At 41.0% G+C, this 19,257-nt stretch carries 17 protein-coding genes; 6 read left to right on the forward strand and 11 right to left on the reverse strand.

All coding sequences use genetic code 11. The features are described from left to right. Positions 1-203 precede the first annotated feature (203 nt). The gene (locus V7K44_RS08300) at positions 204-1,556 is read left to right on the forward strand and encodes a pentapeptide repeat-containing protein (protein WP_334930418.1); all 1,353 of its coding nucleotides are present in this window, start codon (positions 204-206) and stop codon (positions 1,554-1,556) included. A gap of 131 nt (positions 1,557-1,687) precedes the next feature. Here V7K44_RS08300 and V7K44_RS08305 read toward each other — a convergent pair whose 3' ends face one another. The 5 genes from V7K44_RS08305 to V7K44_RS08325 all read right to left on the reverse strand — a co-directional run bounded on the left by V7K44_RS08305 (position 1,688) and on the right by V7K44_RS08325 (position 6,431). Continuing rightward, a complete protein-coding gene (locus V7K44_RS08305) occupies positions 1,688-2,302 on the reverse strand; it encodes a Uma2 family endonuclease (protein WP_334930420.1) in 615 nt (204 codons plus the stop codon). Between the two features lie 249 nt (positions 2,303-2,551). After that, positions 2,552-3,238 (reverse strand): calcium-binding protein, encoded by a 687-nt coding sequence (locus tag V7K44_RS08310; RefSeq protein WP_334930422.1) that lies wholly within the window; start codon positions 3,236-3,238, stop codon positions 2,552-2,554. Between the two features lie 705 nt (positions 3,239-3,943). Beyond that, a complete protein-coding gene (locus V7K44_RS08315) occupies positions 3,944-4,558 on the reverse strand; it encodes a Uma2 family endonuclease (RefSeq protein WP_334930424.1) in 615 nt (204 codons plus the stop codon). A 56-nt stretch (positions 4,559-4,614) separates the two neighbouring features. Beyond that, positions 4,615-5,415, reverse strand: a complete 801-nt coding sequence (gene map, locus V7K44_RS08320) for a type I methionyl aminopeptidase (RefSeq protein WP_334930426.1) — start codon at positions 5,413-5,415, stop codon at positions 4,615-4,617. Then, positions 5,415-6,431, reverse strand: a complete 1,017-nt coding sequence (locus V7K44_RS08325) for a Gfo/Idh/MocA family protein (RefSeq protein ID WP_334930476.1) — start codon at positions 6,429-6,431, stop codon at positions 5,415-5,417. Before V7K44_RS08325 ends, map begins: the two co-directional genes overlap by 1 nt. Positions 6,432-7,094: 663 nt before the next feature. Between V7K44_RS08325 and V7K44_RS08330 the strand changes: the two genes are divergently transcribed. Continuing rightward, on the forward strand, positions 7,095-7,394 hold the full coding sequence (locus V7K44_RS08330; protein ID WP_094352333.1) for a ferredoxin: 300 nt from the start codon (positions 7,095-7,097) through the stop codon (positions 7,392-7,394). 271 nt (positions 7,395-7,665) lie between these two features. On the opposite strand, the gene V7K44_RS08335 is transcribed toward V7K44_RS08330, so the two are convergent. Continuing rightward, positions 7,666-9,363 (reverse strand): SpoIID/LytB domain-containing protein, encoded by a 1,698-nt coding sequence (locus V7K44_RS08335; RefSeq protein ID WP_334930428.1) that lies wholly within the window; start codon positions 9,361-9,363, stop codon positions 7,666-7,668. Between the two features lie 115 nt (positions 9,364-9,478). Here V7K44_RS08335 and V7K44_RS08340 point away from each other — a divergent pair, with 115 nt between their 5' ends. The 4 genes from V7K44_RS08340 (at position 9,479) to V7K44_RS08355 (ending at position 12,396) form a co-directional block, all read left to right on the forward strand. Next, on the forward strand, positions 9,479-9,742 hold the full coding sequence (locus V7K44_RS08340) for a ParB N-terminal domain-containing protein (protein ID WP_194043156.1): 264 nt from the start codon (positions 9,479-9,481) through the stop codon (positions 9,740-9,742). Positions 9,743-9,880: 138 nt separating this feature from the next. Continuing rightward, on the forward strand, positions 9,881-10,372 hold the full coding sequence (locus V7K44_RS08345; RefSeq protein ID WP_292739190.1) for a Dps family protein: 492 nt from the start codon (positions 9,881-9,883) through the stop codon (positions 10,370-10,372). Between the two features lie 196 nt (positions 10,373-10,568). Continuing rightward, on the forward strand, positions 10,569-11,222 hold the full coding sequence (gene grpE, locus V7K44_RS08350) for a nucleotide exchange factor GrpE (protein ID WP_334930478.1): 654 nt from the start codon (positions 10,569-10,571) through the stop codon (positions 11,220-11,222). An 847-nt stretch (positions 11,223-12,069) separates the two neighbouring features. After that, positions 12,070-12,396 (forward strand): STAS domain-containing protein, encoded by a 327-nt coding sequence (locus V7K44_RS08355; RefSeq protein ID WP_334930481.1) that lies wholly within the window; start codon positions 12,070-12,072, stop codon positions 12,394-12,396. Here V7K44_RS08355 and V7K44_RS08360 read toward each other — a convergent pair whose 3' ends face one another. The 5 genes from V7K44_RS08360 to V7K44_RS08380 form a co-directional block, all read right to left on the reverse strand. After that, entirely contained in the window at positions 12,397-13,533 is a 1,137-nt protein-coding gene (locus tag V7K44_RS08360; RefSeq protein WP_334930430.1) for a PP2C family protein-serine/threonine phosphatase, read from the reverse strand. A 388-nt stretch (positions 13,534-13,921) separates the two neighbouring features. Beyond that, positions 13,922-14,689 (reverse strand): DUF1350 family protein, encoded by a 768-nt coding sequence (locus V7K44_RS08365; RefSeq protein WP_334875412.1) that lies wholly within the window; start codon positions 14,687-14,689, stop codon positions 13,922-13,924. Between the two features lie 234 nt (positions 14,690-14,923). Then, positions 14,924-15,643 carry a hypothetical protein gene (locus V7K44_RS08370; RefSeq protein WP_334930483.1) on the reverse strand — a complete coding sequence of 240 codons (720 nt, stop codon included), beginning with the start codon at positions 15,641-15,643 and terminating at the stop codon, positions 14,924-14,926. Between the two features lie 530 nt (positions 15,644-16,173). Then, positions 16,174-18,105, reverse strand: a complete 1,932-nt coding sequence (locus V7K44_RS08375; RefSeq protein WP_334930432.1) for a M48 family metallopeptidase — start codon at positions 18,103-18,105, stop codon at positions 16,174-16,176. 6 nt (positions 18,106-18,111) lie between these two features. Next, a complete protein-coding gene (locus V7K44_RS08380) occupies positions 18,112-18,699 on the reverse strand; it encodes a LemA family protein (RefSeq protein WP_334930434.1) in 588 nt (195 codons plus the stop codon). Between the last annotated feature and the right edge of the window lie 558 nt (positions 18,700-19,257).

The following is a 19,257-nucleotide window of genomic DNA, read 5'->3' on the forward strand; positions in this document are numbered from 1 at the left end:
TGAAGACATTACATAAGGGGATTTAAACCCCGACTGAAACTGAGTGGAGACGGCAGCCTTTTGGAAACCAGTTAGGGCAAGAGCTATATTCTTAACTTAGTAAAGCTTTGCGTTCTCAGTCTTATGGAATATAGGTTTTTGGTTTAGTGCAATTTCTGATAAAACAGATGTTGAACTGAATCTGCTGGGGCAAAATAGAAAACATGACGATTGAATCCAATTCCTCTAATCTACCAACCCCAGAACCAGGCCCCGAAAACGATTCGCAACCAAATGACTTTGACGGTAGTGCAACTGAGAAGAACCTGAATTCAGGAGTACTAGCGACACAACAAGCACTAGCAGCGATCGCGTCTTTAAAATCTCCCCAATATACAAATGCCCTACAACAAGCTCGTTCTGAAGTCAAGCAACCTATTACCAACCAATTCACCGTTAAGCCGAGGGCATTGCTGATTACTCTAATCGCGATCGCCATCACCTTTATTGGAATTATCCTCAATAACTGGATCGTTGGTATTATCGGAACACTGATAACCTTGCTATTATCCCTAGCGATATTATTGCCTTGGTTACAAGAAGTTTTAGACGAGTGGTTTTCACCCCAAGAACGCACGCTATTTGTGGCCTTTTTGGGATTATTAGTAGCTATTATCGGCACGATCAGATTCACAGGTGTAGGCGATCGCTTGCTTGTTTTGGGACGCAAAATTAACTGGGACATTGCTGGAACCCTAGCAGATTGGTTTGGCGCTTTGGGGCAAATTCTCATCGCCATCATCGCTGTTTACGTAGCGTGGCGACAATATGTCATTTCTAAAGACTTGACAATTCAGCAAAACCTGCTAACAGTTCAGCAAAATATTATCACCCAGCAACAGACCATTGATTCCTATTTCCAAGGCGTTTCCGACTTAGTATTAGATGAAGAAGGATTATTAGAAGATTGGCCCCAAGAAAGAGCGATCGCGGAAGGACGCACTGCGGCAATTTTAAGTAGTGTCGATGGTAGTGGGAAAGCGAAAATTCTCCGTTTTTTGTCACGTTCCAAGTTGCTCTCACCTCTACAACGCGATGGCCGCTTAGGTCGAGCCATTCTTGACGGGAGTGGCGGATATGCAGAAGACCGCCTTGAAGGTGTACGCGTCATCGATTTAGGCGTAATGCTAGCCGCCGCAGACCTTTCTGGCACTGATTTGCGTTGGACTGATTTGAGCGAAGCTAATCTTGTCCGCGCTAATCTGGTCGGTTGTGACTTAGTAAAAGCCAATCTCTCGCGCACAATTTTATATAATGCTAATCTCAGTAGTGCTGACCTGAACGGGATTCGCCTATTCTACGGTGTACTGGAAAAAGCATCACCCCGCAGTCGCACTGAACGACCAGATTATGAAACCGGCGAACACACTGGCGCTGTAGTGGAAAATGCCGATTTTACGAATGTACAACGGATGTCTGAGTCTGCGCGTTGCTACTGTTGCACTTGGGGTGGTGAAAAAACTAGAGCTACTATCCCTGGTGGTTGTGAAGGTATTCCTAATAAGTTGGGAAGATAGTTATAAGACCAGGACTTACGCAAAATTATGAAAAAACGAACCGCATTCGCGCAGCGTCTCGTTAGAGAAGAACGCAAAGAAAAGAGGGTTTCAGAGAGTTCTTGCGTAAGTCCTAAAGACTAGATAAAAAATTAGTTAGCCGCATTAAAAATCTGTTGTGCAGTTAAATTTAATTGAGGAAAGGTAGGTGATGAAATCGTGGTGTTACCTTGAAACACTGTCATTTGATATTCACCATCAACTAATTCGCATACAAAAATAGTGGGTTGTTTGGGATTGCCGATGAACTTTCTTGCACCCAATGCAGCATAATCAGCAATCCAATATTCGGGAATGCCCATCTCTTCATAATCCCTAAGCTTATTGTAGTAATCATCTCGCCAGTTGGTTGAAACAACTTCAATAACTATTGGAACCGATGCTGCTTGGCTTACTGTTGACTGTTTTTGAAAAAGCGGTTCATTGTCGAGATTATCAAGATTTAGCAGCAACACATCAGGCGAATAAGCGGATTCAGCAGAAGGAGTTTGGATCAATGCGGTTTTGGGAATTCCGTAGGGTAAATTGAGACGATCGAACTCCACAGTTAATTTCCGCGACAAAAATGCAATAACTTTTTCATGCGAACCAGTTGGGGGCGGCATTTCAATAATTACTCCTTTGTGCAACTCATAGCGTTTTTCATCGTTGGGATACCATTCGATAAATTCATTAAAGGTTAGTAATTTTGGCAACGCTTGGGTCATAATCTTACCTCCATATATGTTTTACTTTATCATGCAATAAATGTTGATTAGGATTACAAATATATTAAATGGCTTTATGTAAATTCATGGGGGTTGCCCGAATTCAATAAACGACTCTCCGAATTCAATAGACCTCTTGCATAAATCAAAAATAAAACCCCACCCCGCCAAAGCTAGGCTTTGTCTCCCCTCCCCTTGCTAAGGGGAGGGGTTGGGGGTGGGGTATTAAAGACTTTTGGAAGAAGTCTATTAAACGATAATATCGCTTGCCACTAATAGTGGTGATCCTTCAAGCTTAATCTCGAAATTAGCCGCTAGATTAGTATCAGTATTACCTTGGAGAATACCTCCAGAATAACGGATCTGACCGGGTGCGGTGAATGCGCGACTTCCTATGTAAGTGAAAGCTTGGTCGCCTTTTATGGTGGAGTTAGCATCTATGTTAGATATATCGATTATGTCACCGGGTAAGTTACCGTTTCCAACAAAGTCTTTGATAATATCTCGTGACAAACCAGGTTGACTATCTGAAACTGAAAAAAACAGGAAAACATCGTTGCCAGCACCCCCAATGAGGCTATCAGTGCCAACATCCCCAACGAGTTTATCAAGGCCAGCACCTCCATCGAGAGTATCGTTGCCACCAAGTCCAAAAAGAGCATCGTTGCCATAAAACCCAGCGAGGTAATCGTTACCACCAACGCCGCCAGAGAAATCATCGCCTACGAGGATATCTTCGTAAGCACCGCCAAAGATGACATCGTTGCCAGCACCCCCATAGATAATATAGGAAGTAAAAATATCTTGCCCAGTGATAATGTCGTCACCGCCAAATCCGTTGATGGTAACTAGACTAAAGTAACCATAGCCAGAATAGTGATTGTAGTCAGTCAAACTGTCAGGGCCATTCGTACCGTTAATAGTATAAGATGCCATTGATAAGTTTCTCCTTAACTTAGAGGGTAAAAAATTACCTCATCACTTGCCCATCAGAAAACGACGTTGCTAATTAAACGTATGAATTTGGTTTCCTCCAAAGGCGCAAAGAAAACAGTTTTAAACATGGAGTTTCACACTTTCATTCAGCAACGCCGAGAAAATAAGATGGAAAAATAACGAGTGGCAAGAGATAACACAACCACACCCCATTGGAGCAGGTCTTTGCTATTAACTCTGAAGATTTAACAAGCACTGGATTTACAGCGGTTCTTACTTGGATGCAACACATTCAAAGCCTCTCTCCTTTTAGGAGAGAGGCTTTGAATGTGTACTCCTCTTCGCTCATAGGGAAGGGGTTGGGGTTAGGTCTGTATTGCACTTAAGTGAGAAGCGCTATATGGATAATTGTTGACATCAAAACAGTGCCAAGGTCATGTTAATATCGTTTTTGCACTTTTCTAACATAACCCCCATTAAATAATTATTAAGCAGGGTGTTTTCATACAACCAGATAAAAAGTTTCAAAGCCCTCCCCCCGTGGGTGAGAGGTTTGGAGAGGGGTAAAAAAGCATGCTACAAAATGAGAAATCAAAACTTATGTATTTTTCTTTTTTCGTATGAAACCACCCTGCCATTAAATAATTATTAAGCAATTTAAATACTTCTCCCCAGAGAGCGCCACCTGTTCCCCAATCTCTAACTCTAGCGACCTGCAATAAATATCTCTTCTGCGGTCAAATTCAGGTCTGGAAATGTTTGGGAGATGAGGCGTTCTGTTCCCCTAAATTGTTGTCCTTGATAAATTCCATCGACTAACTGATAAATCGTGATTACAGGTTGTTTAGATAAGCCAATGTAGCGTTTTCCTCCTAACCCTAGATAATCCGCAATCCAATACTCCCCAATCCCTAAAGCTTCGTAGTCTTCCACTTTCCGGGCATAGTCATTCTGCCAATTGGTACTAACAACCTCCACGACCAATTTTACAGATTTGCCTAGTGTAATCACTGGCTCAGTTTTCCATAATGGCTCATTCGCCAAAGCCGTCCGATCGAGAATCACAACATCGGGTCTAAAAGCCGAATTTTGACCTAATGGTTTAATCAGACATTTCATGGGAATAAACCAAGGCAAGTTGAGCAGATCAATTGCAACGTTGAGCTTACGATTAATTAACCCAGCTACCTGTTCATGAAGTCCAGTGGGTTCCAAGTCGATTAGTTCTCCGTCGGTTAACTCGTAGCGTACATCATCCAGATAGCCAGCAATGAATGCCTCAGAGCTAAGATTGCTTATATTAATAGTGGCTGAAACCATCAAGATTTGTCCTTCCAGGTTCAGAACTAGAGCAGGTATTGCTGCTCTTAATTATTCTAACTAGCTGTTTTATCTAGGTTCCAGTAATTCACACCTTCAGGTAGAGTAAGAATTTCAACGCCGTCTTCAGTTACAGCTAAGGTATGCTCACATTGAGCGGATAGTTTGCGATCGCGCGTTACCGCAGTCCATTTATCGCTGAGAACTTCGACTTCGTAAGTACCTTCGTTAATCATTGGCTCAATAGTAAAAACCATCCCCGATCTGAGGCGCTTGCCCTTGCCGCGTGTGCCATAGTGGGGAACATCTGGCGCAGTATGGAAAATATTACTGATGCCGTGGCCAACAAAATCTCGTACTACAGAAAAGCCTTGTCCTTCAGCATACTCTTGAATGGCTGCACCAATATCGCCAATGCGTGCCCCAGCTTTAACTTCAGCAATACCCAGACGGAGACACTCTTCTGTCACCTCTACCAACTTCCTTGTTTTTGGGGAAGGTGTACCAACAAAAAATGTCTTGGATGTATCGCCGTGATAACCCTCAACAATCGGCGTTACATCAATATTAATGATGTCACCTTCCTTAAGGATTTGTTTGGCATTGGGAATGCCGTGACAAATTACCTCATTTACACTAGTGCAAATCGATTTGGGATAACCTTTATAGCCAAGGGGTGCGCTTTTTGCCCCATGCGCTTGCGTCCAACTTTCGGCTTCATCATTTAGTTCGAGAGTGCTAACCCCTGGTTTCACAAATGGTTCTAGATGCCGAAGGAGTTTAGCTGCTAAACGCCCAGCTTGACGCATTTTCTCTATTTCTCGTTGGGATAAAATAACAATTAGGTCAGTTTTCATTAACTTTTATCTAAAGTATCTTTCATAAACATAGTTAACCCTGTCTGTGCAGCTCTTTGTGCAGTATCAGCAACCTTGAGGGTATACAAGCTCTCCTCTGGGGTAACGTACAAAGGAGTCCCGTCAAAAAGATGGTCTAACACCATACTCGTATCTTTGGCGAACAAACCCCGGCGAGGCCCAACCTCTATAGGTGTTGTTTCCCCTGGCTGGACGAATATTCCGGTGTCGCCATCAAAAATTAAACCACCTTTTTCACCGTGAACTTCAAACTTGCGTTCTGATTGCCAAATACTTTCGCCTTTGCCATAGACTACTTGGGCTAAAAGTCCACTGTTAAAGCACAGTTCACTAGTGCAGAAACAAGTTTGGTAGTATTCCGGTTCTATTTCCCAATATCGCTGGTGACAGTTAACAGTAAATACTGTACCAAATAAATCGATGAGGCGATGTAGGCGAGACAGGGCACCAATTAAGGGAAAGCCAAAAAACTCGTGGTTATAAGTCCATTTGCGGGGTGCAGGATTCTGGGGATTGATGGTGTTGTAGCGAACATAAAACACTTCACCAACTTTGTCTAAGTTTTGCTTCAAAGCTTGATGCAAACCACCCAAAAGTTCCAGATGTTCGACGTGTAGGAGTTTTTGTTGTGCTTTGGCTAAGGCAATCAGTTCCTCAGCTTCAAATACATCCAACGAAAGAGGATACTCTACAATCACATTTTTGCCGTTGGTAAGTGCTGCATGAGCGATCGCACCATGATCTCGATTAATAGTTGAGATCGCTACTAGGTCTATATCTTCACGCTCTACTAGCTCTTGCCAAGTATTCAAGACTTCAATTTGGTACTCTCTAGCAAAGGTTTCGGTTTTTTCTCTTGTATGACCAACAACTGCGACTATGTGCGATCGCTCATCATGGAGCAATGCCTCAGCCCGAAACTTTGCCGCATACCCAGTACCTACCAAACCTACACGCACTTTTGCTTTTTCCGAAGCTGCTTCTAAATTATACATGATCCTCATTAGTTCTGTTCTCGCTCTTCCCACGCTTCTAGTGGTGAGATTCTCTCTTCATGGGGTTCACCAGTCTAGACTCTACAACATTCGTCCTACCCCCTCAAGGGCAAATAAGACTTTATTTGCAGCTAAATAGAATTACGTGTACTCAAAAAAGAAGACTTCAAAAAAGAAGACTTCAAAAGAAAAGACCCTTTTTTACCCATAATGTTAGAATTTTGTCAATACAATAAACTAAAAAAATGGCAAAATAAAAATTACATCTCTACTGTGCTGTTATGTTTATTTCATTTATAACGGGCGCATTTAAATCAGATTAGAAAATGAAACAGCCCTATTTTTTAAAGCAGTTGGGGAATCTCTTCTACGTAAGTCCTACAAAATATCGGTAACATTAACCTTACTCATGTTTATTTTTTGGTCATATAATTTTTTCTAATCACAACCTGAGTAGGGTAGAAAATAATATAAAGAAAACTTATCGGGATTAAGTAACTAAATTTCATTACTAATCGGGTTCAATTTCCAGTTACATCGTTTAATTTTTCTCGTAGTATCAGAAATGAAGCAAATTTAAACCAGCGGCTAATTCCACAGAACAGCCGCGATCTTTGCCTTAAGATAACTTATACTGCCGTTTACAAAAGAGAGGATTACTCAATGCCAACTTATAAAGTGACACTACTCAACGAAGCCGAAGGTCTGAACCAAACACTTGACGTTGATGATGATGTCTATATTCTAGATGCTGCCGAAGAAGCTGGTCTTGACTTGCCCTACTCTTGCCGCGCTGGTGCTTGCTCGACCTGTGCAGGTAAAATCACCAAGGGTACTGTCGATCAGGGCGATCAGTCATTCTTAGATGATGAACAAATAGAAAAGGGATATGTACTGACTTGTGTTGCTTACCCAACCTCTGACGTAACAATCGAAACTCACAAAGAAGAAGACCTTTACTAAGAGTTAAGCGACTCAAACTTGAACCTCTTGCAAGAGTTACTAATGTCGACAAAATAGAAGCAAAATATCTAGAGTTAACACCCTTGCAATGCAATTCCGTGTCTACCTCTGAAAGCGACTTTGACAAAAAGTCTAATTTTATGTTGAGCAGGAACACAGTAAATCTTGTGTTCCTGCTTAATTTTTTAAGTATGGAGTTTCCTATCTATGATTTTGCCCTTTTCTTAACTCTCGACTCCTAGCTCACAGATACAACTTGAATGCCAATAGCTCAAAGCTTAATCTCTTTGTTGAGAATTTGAATCTGAGTACCAGGATAGTAAAACTGGAGAATTTTTGGACTTGACCAACCTAGTTTTGCTAAATTTTGAGCGCCAGTTTGACTCAAGCCGACTCCATGTCCTAATCCACCACCAATAAAAGCGTATCCCCAGAGTTCCGATTTGCCTTTGTTCAGGGGTTCGATGTAAAAAAGCGTACTTGTAGGGGCTGCAAAAGCACTGCGAACTTCGTCTTTGTGCAAAATAAAGGTGCTGCGATCGGTTTTAACTGCAAGTTCAAGGATACGTCCACTCTGGCTTCGCTCTACTACTGCCATAGCTTGAATTGTCTTAAATTTGGCATGGGGACTATTTTTCACCTGTAAAAATTTTTGCAAGTCCTTGATAATATCTTTTAAAGGGGTTTCCTTATGCCAACGAAACATATCCCACTTGCTTTCATTAAATCCTTGTTGCGTATTAATAAATTTCTGGAAATTCTTTTCATCTGCTAAACTCTGCTTAGACAAGTCCCAAAAATTAGTCGGAGCATCCAGTACAGGGCGCAGGTAGGGGCGATCGTCGCCATTCCAGACATCGCTAAAGGAAGCAGTGACGCCACCAGTGGTAGAAGAATACAGGGCGTCTACGAGTTCATTTTTATAAGTTAGTACTTTACCCCTAGTTGAGGCGATCGCTTGGTCTGTTTTGGCAGCTGCTCCCTTCAGCCCATAATAAACTTGGCAATGAGTATCAGCACACAACTGATAGTTATCTGCGGCAAACCTACGTAAATTTCTCAAGGCATAAGTCCGAGCGAGAATTGCCTGAGCTTCTAGCGCCGCTTTTGGTGCATCTGTGCCGATTTCGTAAGGCACAACCCCACGCAAATAAGTTTCTAAAGGTACTTGGTTAACTAGAGTGTATGTGCCATAAGCATTTGGCTGCAAATTCAGTTGGCCGGCATAAAGACGAGCATTCTCGGGTTTTTCGCTTTTATTTACCCGAATCAAGTTTTTATCAGTGCTAATTTCTAAATCATTCGGGCTATAGCGATTACCATCCACCACCCAACTCACTCGCGGCACTTGCTTCAAAACCTTAGTATCAAGATATACTTTTTCTTGGGTAGAAGCTTGGATGTTTTGTAATAACAAGCGTCGCAGTAAAGGAGTGCTGTAAACATCTCGTTTAGCCCAAACCTGCCAGCGTTCTGGCTGGGCTATTTCCACTTCCATTCCCTGAGAACGCCATTTATTAGCACTATCTTCCGCAGTTTCAAAAGTGCGGTATGTGCCCAAAACTACTACTTCTTCGACTGCTGGCTGGGGTAAAGCTTGCATGACTGTTTCTAGCTTTACAGGATTCTTAGTAAACAGGATTTGCTGCTTATTGCCCACTTGAAATTTTAACCTTAAGCGATCGCCTTTTATAGGTTCCAGTTGCAGCTTGGCTGTGGCTTCGGCGCCAAATCGCTGCACAATCCCAATTTTCAGTTCTATATCCTGGATGTTGCTCTCAGGGCCTGATGCAGCAGTCAGTCCCAATAGACAAAATGTTGTCAGCACAGTGTGGGAAAAACGCCAAAACGAAAATTTCATGGCTACCTGATAGGGAAGCGATAGCGAGTACTCAAGCGTCTTATGCCCCTTAATGCGTCGTTGGAGCTGATTTTCTAATTGCTTTGTAGCGCGGTTTTTTTGTCGCATGAATGCTCCAATGATACCATTACCAATTTTGCCCTAAATACTAGTTGCAAAACGAAGTCATAATGACTATGATTTATTTAGAGAGAAAAAACAGAACTAGTTGGATAAACTCTTTATGGTTAGAGTCCAAGAAATTCCATTAAATCAGATAAAACGGCCATTGCCCCGTACAAACGATCCAAATAAAGTACAAGCCTTAATGGAATCGATTGCGGAGATTGGGCAGCAAGAACCTATTGATGTCCTAGAAGTAGATGGACAATATTATGGCTTTTCTGGTTGCCATCGGTATGAAGCTTGCCAGCGTTTAGGCAAAGAAACCGTTTTAGCCAGAGTCCGTAAAGCACCCCGTAGCGTTTTAAAGATGCACTTAGCATAGACAATGGGGATTGGGGATTGGGGACTAGGACTAGGGACTAGGGACTGGGGACAGGAATCAAGGGCTTAATTTTCTTGCCAATCCCCAATGCCCCATTCCCAATGCCCAAATTACATATAACCTAATTAGGAGAAAATTATGTCATCGAAAGTAACAGTAAAAAATGTAAATATCGGCATTGACGAGGCGAGTAGGGCTAAAATTGCCGATGGTTTATCTCACCTGTTGGCTGACACTTATACACTGTATCTGAAAACTCATAACTTCCATTGGAATGTAACGGGGCCGATGTTTCAAACATTGCATTTGATGTTTGAAACCCAGTATACAGAATTAGCGTTAGCAGTTGATTTAATAGCCGAGAGAATTAGAGCGCTTGGCTATCCCGCACCAGGAACCTACAGCGAATATGCCAAACTGAGTTCGATTCCAGAAACTCCTGGAGTTCCTAAAGCTGTGGAAATGATCCGCTTGTTAGTGGAAGGACAAGAAGCCGTAGTCAGAACTGCACGATCTATTTTTCCGGTGATAGAGGAAGTTAACGACGAACCTACCGCCGATTTATTGACTCAGCGGATGCAAGTACACGAAAAGACAGCTTGGATGTTGAGAAGTTTACTGGAAGAATAGGGAATAGGGAATAGGGCATAGGGAATAGGGGATAAAGAAAAACTTAATCGCTAATGCCCAATTCCCTTCAGGAGTACTGAGTGCTGAGTTGGGAATCTCACTTCTTTACTCAGGACGGGCTAAACGCCCCGCTTCCGCTAACGGAACTCGGAACGGGCTAAACCTTAGCTATCCTCTAACGGAACTGTTTTGCCAAATGCCCAATATTAATTTCACCCAAAAGTTGCAAGATTTAATGCAGCAAGTAGGTATTTCTAGTTTTAAAGGGCTGAGTCGCGCTGCTGGCGTCTCAGAGCGTCAAATTTTGCGGTTACGCCAAGGAAAGTTAGAGCAGATGCGGGTAGATGTGCTGCTTAAGCTTTCGGCAGTGCTACTGATGCCATTGAATGAATTGATCGCAACTTTTTCAACGGTAGAGTTATTACAAGAGAAAACAGCGCCAACTCAGGAATTGTTACAAGAAATTACAAATTTAAGAAAAGAGTACGATCGCTCTCAGCTTCAATTAGAGCAACAGCGAGAAATATTACTACAAGAACTCCAGCAGTCGACTTTGCAACTGCTGGAGTCTTTATTATTGCAATGGCCAACAGCAGCAGACACAGCGCAGGAAAATCCCCAGCTAGCAGCAATCAAAATAGTACCCTTAGTGCAGAAACCCCTAGAAAAGCTTTTACAGGCGTGGGGAGTTGAAGCGATCGCCCCTGTGGGAGCAGAATTACCTTACGATCCCCAACTGCACCAATTGATAAAGGGAACTGCACAACCTGGAGAAACAGTCAAAGTCCGCTACACTGGCTACCTTCAAGGTGAGAAGCTGCTTCACAGAGCCAAAGTGAGTCCTGTTTGAGGGCGTCAGGAGTTAGGAGTAACAAATTCACAACTCTTTACTTTTTATATTGTCTGTCGAGAAATGACAGATATTGGGAATACTAAAATAGCAGAGGCGATCGCCTTCAGAAAACTTCTTTTAAAGCCTTAGTGTCGGTTCTAGCTTGTTTGGCGCTGTTGAAACCTAAATTTTTGGCTCTAGAGCGGTAGTCCAGAGGTAAATTATTTCAATTATGTAAGTAATTGGACATAAATAAATATAGAGCCTAGTTACCATCATAAGTACTCAGGGAGGAAAAGCTACTGCTAGACTCGGTTTAGCTATGTGTAGGCGTAGCCCGCCGTAAGCATTGCTGCAACTAGTTGAATTCTGAATTGTTTAATGATAGTTATTATCATGAGATTTATTAGAGAATCTCAGTTTTGCAAAAATTTTTGGTAAATAATCTGAAAAGCAGTAACTTCAGCTTGTATGTAAGTATATATCTAAATCCATGAGATACAAGTAAGTCGGCGTTAAAAATTAACATACATGACAAAACATCAAATCAACGAACGGCTTATAAATTCGTCATTACAACCTTTTTACAAAACTAAATATACCAGTTGTTTCTCATGCCAACTGACTTAGCTTTTTTATTTATAATTGGTATATTTATAGTAAGAAAACTATACTGAATTAAGGTAATGATTTGTTTTGATTACAAAAAAATAAATTCATAATTTTATAATTAATCTTTATCTATCCTGATTAATTATTAATGATTACTTAATAGATAATCTTAAATTTTATTTTACAAGCATTTTTAAATGTTCTATAATGGCGAAATCAGAGAATTATTTACACAAATCAGAGTGACATAATGATGAGAGAACAAGTAAAAGTTATTAAGCTTAGTGGTAATTTAAACGCCACAACTTCACAAGACTTTCGACAAAATATCGCAGATATTCTAGAAGGTGGTGCGAAAATTGTGTTAGTTGATTTTAAAGATGTAACGTTTATGGATAGTTCGGGTTTGGGAGCTTTAGTCTTAGCTTTTAAAACCTTGCGTGCGGCGGATACTAAGCTTGTTCTCTGCTCAATTAATGAGCAAGTCAGGATATTATTTGAACTGACTAATATGGATAAAGTATTTGAAATCTTTCCTAGTCAAGATGCATTTAATCAGGTTTTAGTCTCTAATACGTAATTAATCAAACTTCATTTGCAAAATAGATAAATCATCATCAAAAGCATCTTTGGAGTTCAGAGCGATTAAATAACTGAGTACACGATCGAGTTGACTATCAACAGGATCTTGTAAGCTAACCAGTAGCTGAATAAAAGCATCTAAACTCCAAAGTGTGCCGTCTGATTTAGTTATTTCATAAGCGCCATCACTAAAAATATAAAGGGTACTGAATTTTTCAATATTGCAAAACCCATCAAGATATTTTGCCTCTGGAAACATGCCAACTGGCATACCAGGGGTTTTCAATAGTTGAACTTCAGATTTTCGTGGAGATGTGCCGGTTACTAAAACTGCTGGTGGATGACCTGCGCTAGCATAAATTAGTTGGCGGTTGATTCGATTGTAAACTCCGTACCAAATCGTAAAGTATTTGTCATTTTGATAATTCATCTGAAAAGTGTCATTTAAAGCCTTCAATACATCACTAGGTTGATAGTAATCAAGACCTTTGAGCGCACGAGAACGCAGTAGATTCAGTACTGAAACAGAGGGAAGAGTAGCTTTGAGTCCATGTCCGGCGGTATCGAGTAAGTAAATTGCCAGATAGTCATCATCGAGCCAATAGTAATCGAAACAGTCTCCACCGAGTTGTCGCGAGGGAATGAATCGGAAATTTATATTGAAGGGTTCAGTCATGGAAAAAGGTAGCAGCGATCGCACATATTCTGCTGCTTCTGACATTTCTGATTCTAAAAGCAACTTTTGAGCCTGCAAATCTCTACTCAACTGATGCAGGCGTAATCCCGCTCTTACGCGTGCTTGTAATTCATTATGCTCAATAGGTTTAGAGATAAAATCATCAGCACCAGCATCTAAACCTTTGACACAATCGGCAACGGAATCTAAGGATGTTAATAAAATAAAGAATGTGGTGAAAAATTTGGGGTCTGTCTTAATGCGGTGGCAAACTTCTAGTCCAGTCAACCCCGGCATGATCCAATCACAAATAATTAGTGCTGGACGATAAACTAGTGCCTTTTCTATTCCTTCCTCGCCGCTACTGGCAGTAACGACCTCATAACCCTGTTTTTCCAACATCCTTTTCAGGAGTATTTTTATTGAATGGTCATCATCAATTATTAGTATTTGAAACATATAAATTTTTTGAAAACACTCATTAATAATTTTTTGTCAAAATAGAAAACAAAAATATGATATGAGCTAATAAGCTAGTAGTATCAATACAGAAATGGTGCTATAGCGCTTATCGTACTCTGCGGGTACTCCTTATCCCTTGGCGTTAGCCTCTCCCTTTGGGAGAAGGGGAGACGCTAGAGCGAACAGAGAACTCGTAAAGTAGCCGCTACGTGTCTATGTATGCAATAGACTTTGACTACTCTCTCTTTTTAAGAGAGAGTACCCTACGTTGTAGCAACAGGCGTAAGGAGTTGAGGGTTTGGTCTTTATTAGACTCAAATGAGAAGCACCATAACTCATTTCTATTTACTCATGGAATTTACGACTGTTTAACAGTCATAAAATATTATGGCGCTCCTAAAGGATTTAGCCATAAAAGAATGTTGCTTTTTAACTGGTTTAAGTCGCGGTATGCTTCTTGCTTGAACCATTGTCCTAAAGCATCAAAGGGGGTAAAAGATGTTCCCGTTTGCCATTTAATATCTTGACCTAAAGGTGTTGTATGATTTCCTGGTAAAGTTTGCGCTGTCACCATCTCATCAAAACGTTCTTGTAATATTTTGGTTAAAGCTGCCGATTGATCGATGGTGTCATTACTAAATTTTATTAATAAATTGCGTCGGATATTGTAACTTTCTTGGACAAGTTTGTTAGTTTCCAACGGCGAGGGGGTAAACTCGATTTTCAAAGTAGAATTGAATTGTTCTACTAGAGGAATAGCTTCTTTCGCGGCGTAGTTGTTGAAGGATATTAAAATATTGCCTGCACGTTCTACTTTAAAAAGGCTACCAATCAGCAAGTGGAGTTTACAGCCCATACTGTGTCCAACGCCGTAGATGGGAAAGTAAAGCTTGCGTAATGCCCCAGAATCATGCAATCGTTCGAGGGTGCGGTCAAAGTTTAACAGCACAGATTTTGCGATCGCAGTATGATCCAGTGTATTGACGAAAGGCGTAGCAATTACAACATAGCCTTTACTTGCTAGTTGTTCGAGTAACCAGCGATAAGTGATGTGCGGTGCAGTGGCGACAAATGCACCTCCTAAAAAATGAACGATACCTATGGGATTTCGGGGAATGATTACCCAGTTCCCTCTAATTTCTTTCCAGTCCATGCGGATAAGCGGCTTTACGATTATTCTTTATGTTAGACCGGGGATTGCAACCGTGGGAAAGATTATGGAAAAAAGCCATTGAGAATATCTTAGTAGTAGATTGGAAGCCAACTTACCCAGCAACCTCTATGGATTTATCAGCAGCATCTACGCTTTCTCTAACTCTTGCTGAGTACCGAGTGGATTTACGAGTGCTTTCTACATTCCCATTACAAAACTTAATTACGAATTATCTTAACGTTGAGTCTGTAATCTTTTCATTTCATATTGCACATCTAATGCAATTTGTAATGCTTCATTGAGTAACCTTCCATGCTCAGTAGCCTCCTCTGTTACTTGCATAGCTGTTAAAGTTGCTAAATTGTTGACAAATAGTTCTGTATTACTCAGGATAAAATTCTTATTCTCTCTCAAAATCCTTTCTGTCTTTAAAGCGCGAACTAAATCAGCTTTGGTGAGTTTAAGTGCTTCAATTACATCCTCTCTTTCCTTTATAATCACTTCTGGATTACCAGCTTCTTCTATTTGGTCATTGATATCTATAACTCTAATAACAGTATTATATCTATTAACCTCATTTAACAGGATTTGCAGAGATTTTGTCATATTAGCTTTAACAAGCTTACTTCTAGTTTTCCAGATAAAATATAATATGCTTTGCGTCAAACCACCAACCCACAGACTTAAGACAATTAATAATATCCAAGATGGAATTGTTATCCACGTGACAAATATTTTAATAATTATATCAAATAAAATATAGACAAAAATAAATGTAGAAAAGCCAATAAAAACTACAGTTGCTCCTTCAGAGCTTTTAATTTTTTGTATATATATATTGGCTAATCTCTTCAGAGGATTTGTAATGATTAAAAGTTCCCCATTGACAGGTAAATTAGTCAGCTTTTGCAGATCGTTCTGACTAATTTCCAAGCCCTGTAAATCATCCCGCACAGCTTTTAAACCCTTGCCAGAATAGTTATTTAATCTAATATAGCAATCAAATTTATAGAATGCTGGCATTTTGTCTAAACTTTTTCGTGCAAGTTAATACTTATAAGCAATGTCAAGATTTTTGTACAATAGGATACTATTTTGCCAAGATAACTATTTACAGCAGAATATAGAATGAGCTACGCCCGGCTGCGATAACAGGAGTAAAACACTCTTTATACCTGGGTACCAGACTTAGGTTGTGTACCTCGCTAACTTGAAAGCTGCTGTCTACTATAGCAATTCTAAATCATTCGTGAGAAATAAGATTCTCAACTTATTTAATAAATCGGGTATCTGCGGGTTGCAATTTTCACAAAATAAATCGGATTGCTATGTAATAGTCAGGATAAAAAACAAATTAATTGCCTGTAAATAGAATCGCAAGGCAACAGGTTCTTGTTCTGGAAAACGGTCATTTAATAATCGAAAAGTCCGTTTTTGCGGACTTTATTTGTTGAGTTATAAATAATCGTGTCTCAGTCGCTACATTAACTTCGCTTTGGAGAAGGTTGTTTCTGTTTTGAAACACTAGGCTGAGGGTTTAAAAATGGTGGGATAGGGCAGTCTAGCGTCATGGCGATCGCTCTGAGTAAATCTGCTTCTGAAGGAGTAACTTTGTTATCTAATAGTACCGTGTGGGCGCAAGCATCAACAATAGCCTGTTTGAGTTTAGGAGTGGCAAGACGCAGACGCTCAATACTTTTTTTGAGTTCAGTAAAATTACAGTTTAGTGGTTTTTCTGGTTTTTCTTGCTCCCCAGCTTTGGGGAGTCGAAAAACTCCAGAACGAAAAGCGTAGGCGATGTCTTCAGTGGACGCATCGGGTTGGGAGTGTCCGACACGGGCAATTACGGACAATATTAATAGACTATCTGGCCAAATCTGTTTGATGGAGGTGAATTCTACCGTTGTAGTCGATACAGGATTTATACTAGGTTGAAGACGATGCCACAGTATTAACTGCAACACAAAATGCCACAGCGATAAACTTCCGGTGGCTACAACTAAACCGTGGATGCATTTGCATAGCTTTTGGCATTCTTTGGCAGAGTTTTGGCGCAATATAGGCACTGCCAAATCCACAAGTGGCAAGCGAATTCTGGGATCTAACTGACTAATTTCGCTACTTAGTTCCAAGGTTTTCTCTACCAAATCAGCGGGTTTCACCTCACGTAACCAAGCAATCTGACGTTCTTGAATTTGGAGATTTTCCGTATCTAACGCTAGCGCTAAAGCGATCGCCATTGCACTTTGCTGCTCCCGCGCACCCAAACGCAAAGATTCTGGTAACTGCGATAACAGTGCTTGAGCATGGGCAAAATGCTCTGGTGTAACGCTTCCAACTTGGTTTACAACCTGTTCTGGCGTGGCACCAGAACCACCAGCAAAGCCCATTGTTAAGGATTCCTGGGAAGGGGAACGCATCTGATTGCGAGATGGCATTGCTGCTAAATTGCTGACGTTCAAACCCCCAACGCGGCGGATACGTTCTGCTAAGGGTGGGTGGGTAGAAAACATATTTTCCCAGAAAGAGGGGTTGAGGGCATTGCCAAAAAACATGTGGCTAGAGGCTTCTGCACCCGGCGATATTAACCGTGAATCCATCTGTTGGAGTTTTTGAAAGACTCCAGTAAGTCCGTTGGGGTTGCGAGTGAACTGTACCGCTGAAGCATCAGCGAGAAATTCGCGTTGGCGAGAGACGGCGGCTTTAATCAAACGTCCACAAAGTAATCCGATACCGCCAATTGCCATTAGTGCCAAACCAAACGCCCAGATAGGTAAACCCTTGTCTTCCTTTCCTAAGCGGAAGCTACCGCGAAGGCGCAACAGCAATTCCCCAGTTAAATAAATGAATAAAATCCCATGCAGTAGTCCCACTAAACGCAAATTTAGCCGCATATCTCCATTGAGAATATGACTGAATTCGTGGCCAATGACTCCTTGTAGTTCATCTCGACTCAGGTGTTCCAAAGTTCCACGGGTAACTCCAATTACAGCATCATTGGGCGTAAATCCGGCAGCAAAGGCATTAATGCCGGTTTCTCTGTCGAGGAGATAAACTTGTGGGACAGAAATACCAGAAGCGATCGCCATTTCCTCTACAATATTTAATAATTGTCGCCCTTGTTCATCTGCCATATCTGGGAGTAAAAGTCTTCCCCCCAACTCCTGGGCAATTACGCTTCCGCCCTCCCGGAGACAAGCAATTTTATATAAGCTTCCTACTGCGATCGCAATTATTGTAATCCCAGCTACGTAGAGAAATATCCCTGGATGCCACCAAACACGAGGAGCCATGCGAAACAGAAATAAAGTGGCAATATAAATTGCCATAATCATAACTGCGATCGACAGGGAAAATAACCCAATTAATTGTTGCGTATTTTGGCGTGCCCGATCCTGATGTTCAAAGAAATTCATAGACACCTAAAAAGACACGCGTGGGGCATTTCTGATTTCTGGAGTAGCTTCGGGGAGCAATTCTGCAACAGTAAAGTTAAATGTATTTGCCACAAGATTGCTGGGGAAAGATTCGCTCTTGGTGTTGTAAAGTGTCACCGCGTCATTAAAAGCCTGACGCGCAAAAGCAATCCGGTTTTCAGTGGAAGATAATTCTTCCATTACTTGAGTCATGGCGCGATCGGCTTTCAATTCTGGATAAGATTCTGAAAGTACCATCAACCGACTTAACGCACCCGTCAGCGCCCCTTCAGCATTGCCCAACTGTTGCATTGCTTGCGGATCGCCGGGATTTTGCGCGGCACGACTGCTAGCATTAATTGCAGAATTTCGGGCGGCAATAACTGCTTCTAAGGTTTCTCGCTCATGTTTCATGTACTCTTTGGCTGTTTCCACCAAGTTGGGAATTAAATCATAGCGGCGCTGTAATTGAACATCGATTTGAGAATAAGCATTTTTGTAACGATTCCGATACTTAACTAAATCGTTGTAGGCATTAATGATAATTACAGCAACAATGGCGACTAAAGCAACAGCAAATATTAAAAGCCCCATATTTTTAGATTATTTCCATCAGATACTTACTTTTTTGCAAATTTACCAATTACGGTAATCCTCATATCCAGCAGAATTTGTGTGGATATAAAGATGAGTCTACTTGTCGCAAGTTGGCTTCGTCGTCTGTAAAATTAGTTACGCAAGTTTACTGATGTGGGATTTTTTAAATAACCGCTGAGGCTTAGAGGGAAAGAAATACAGAGACAAGAGAAATAATTTATAACAATTCCAAACTATTTGTAAGCTACAAGTATCTAGTACGCCACGGCGTAAATAGAGCAACCATTTAAAATCCCTAAAGAGCTTATTCCATAATACTTTTGACTTTTGACACTTCGACTTCGCTCAGTGTTAACTTTTGACTTCCGCCTTGCGGTACTAGGCATAAATAAATTAAAGTTTGTAGTAAGGACTTTAGCCCTGATAATCCTTGCTCTGAGCGATTTATCGCTCACTAGAAACTAAGAGTTTATTTTATTGTATTTAATTATATCTACTTACTTAGCTAATTATCATCTCTCTTTTTTCTGTGTAGTCTACGCCTCTGCGGTTGAT

The organism is Nostoc sp., assembly GCF_036917235.1.
In the GTDB taxonomy this organism is placed as follows: Bacteria; Cyanobacteriota; Cyanobacteriia; order Cyanobacteriales; family Nostocaceae; genus Nostoc.

What these genes read in the sequence shown, in the direction of transcription:
- V7K44_RS08315 (WP_334930424.1), bottom strand. Translation starts at nt 4,558, where the DNA reads ATGGTTTCAGCCACTATTAATATAAGCAATCTTAGCTCTGAGGCATTC.
- V7K44_RS08340 (WP_194043156.1), top strand. Translation starts at nt 9,479, where the DNA reads ATGGTTAGAGTCCAAGAAATTCCATTAAATCAGATAAAACGGCCATTG.
- map (WP_334930426.1), bottom strand. Translation starts at nt 5,415, where the DNA reads ATGAAAACTGACCTAATTGTTATTTTATCCCAACGAGAAATAGAGAAA.
- V7K44_RS08355 (WP_334930481.1), top strand. Translation starts at nt 12,070, where the DNA reads ATGAGAGAACAAGTAAAAGTTATTAAGCTTAGTGGTAATTTAAACGCC.
- V7K44_RS08345 (WP_292739190.1), top strand. Translation starts at nt 9,881, where the DNA reads ATGTCATCGAAAGTAACAGTAAAAAATGTAAATATCGGCATTGACGAG.
- V7K44_RS08380 (WP_334930434.1), bottom strand. Translation starts at nt 18,699, where the DNA reads ATGGGGCTTTTAATATTTGCTGTTGCTTTAGTCGCCATTGTTGCTGTA.
- V7K44_RS08360 (WP_334930430.1), bottom strand. Translation starts at nt 13,533, where the DNA reads ATGTTTCAAATACTAATAATTGATGATGACCATTCAATAAAAATACTC.
- grpE (WP_334930478.1), top strand. Translation starts at nt 10,569, where the DNA reads ATGCCCAATATTAATTTCACCCAAAAGTTGCAAGATTTAATGCAGCAA.
- V7K44_RS08375 (WP_334930432.1), bottom strand. Translation starts at nt 18,105, where the DNA reads ATGAATTTCTTTGAACATCAGGATCGGGCACGCCAAAATACGCAACAA.
- V7K44_RS08305 (WP_334930420.1), bottom strand. Translation starts at nt 2,302, where the DNA reads ATGACCCAAGCGTTGCCAAAATTACTAACCTTTAATGAATTTATCGAA.
- V7K44_RS08300 (WP_334930418.1), top strand. Translation starts at nt 204, where the DNA reads ATGACGATTGAATCCAATTCCTCTAATCTACCAACCCCAGAACCAGGC.
- V7K44_RS08365 (WP_334875412.1), bottom strand. Translation starts at nt 14,689, where the DNA reads ATGGACTGGAAAGAAATTAGAGGGAACTGGGTAATCATTCCCCGAAAT.
- V7K44_RS08325 (WP_334930476.1), bottom strand. Translation starts at nt 6,431, where the DNA reads ATGTATAATTTAGAAGCAGCTTCGGAAAAAGCAAAAGTGCGTGTAGGT.
- V7K44_RS08330 (WP_094352333.1), top strand. Translation starts at nt 7,095, where the DNA reads ATGCCAACTTATAAAGTGACACTACTCAACGAAGCCGAAGGTCTGAAC.
- V7K44_RS08335 (WP_334930428.1), bottom strand. Translation starts at nt 9,363, where the DNA reads ATGCGACAAAAAAACCGCGCTACAAAGCAATTAGAAAATCAGCTCCAA.
- V7K44_RS08310 (WP_334930422.1), bottom strand. Translation starts at nt 3,238, where the DNA reads ATGGCATCTTATACTATTAACGGTACGAATGGCCCTGACAGTTTGACT.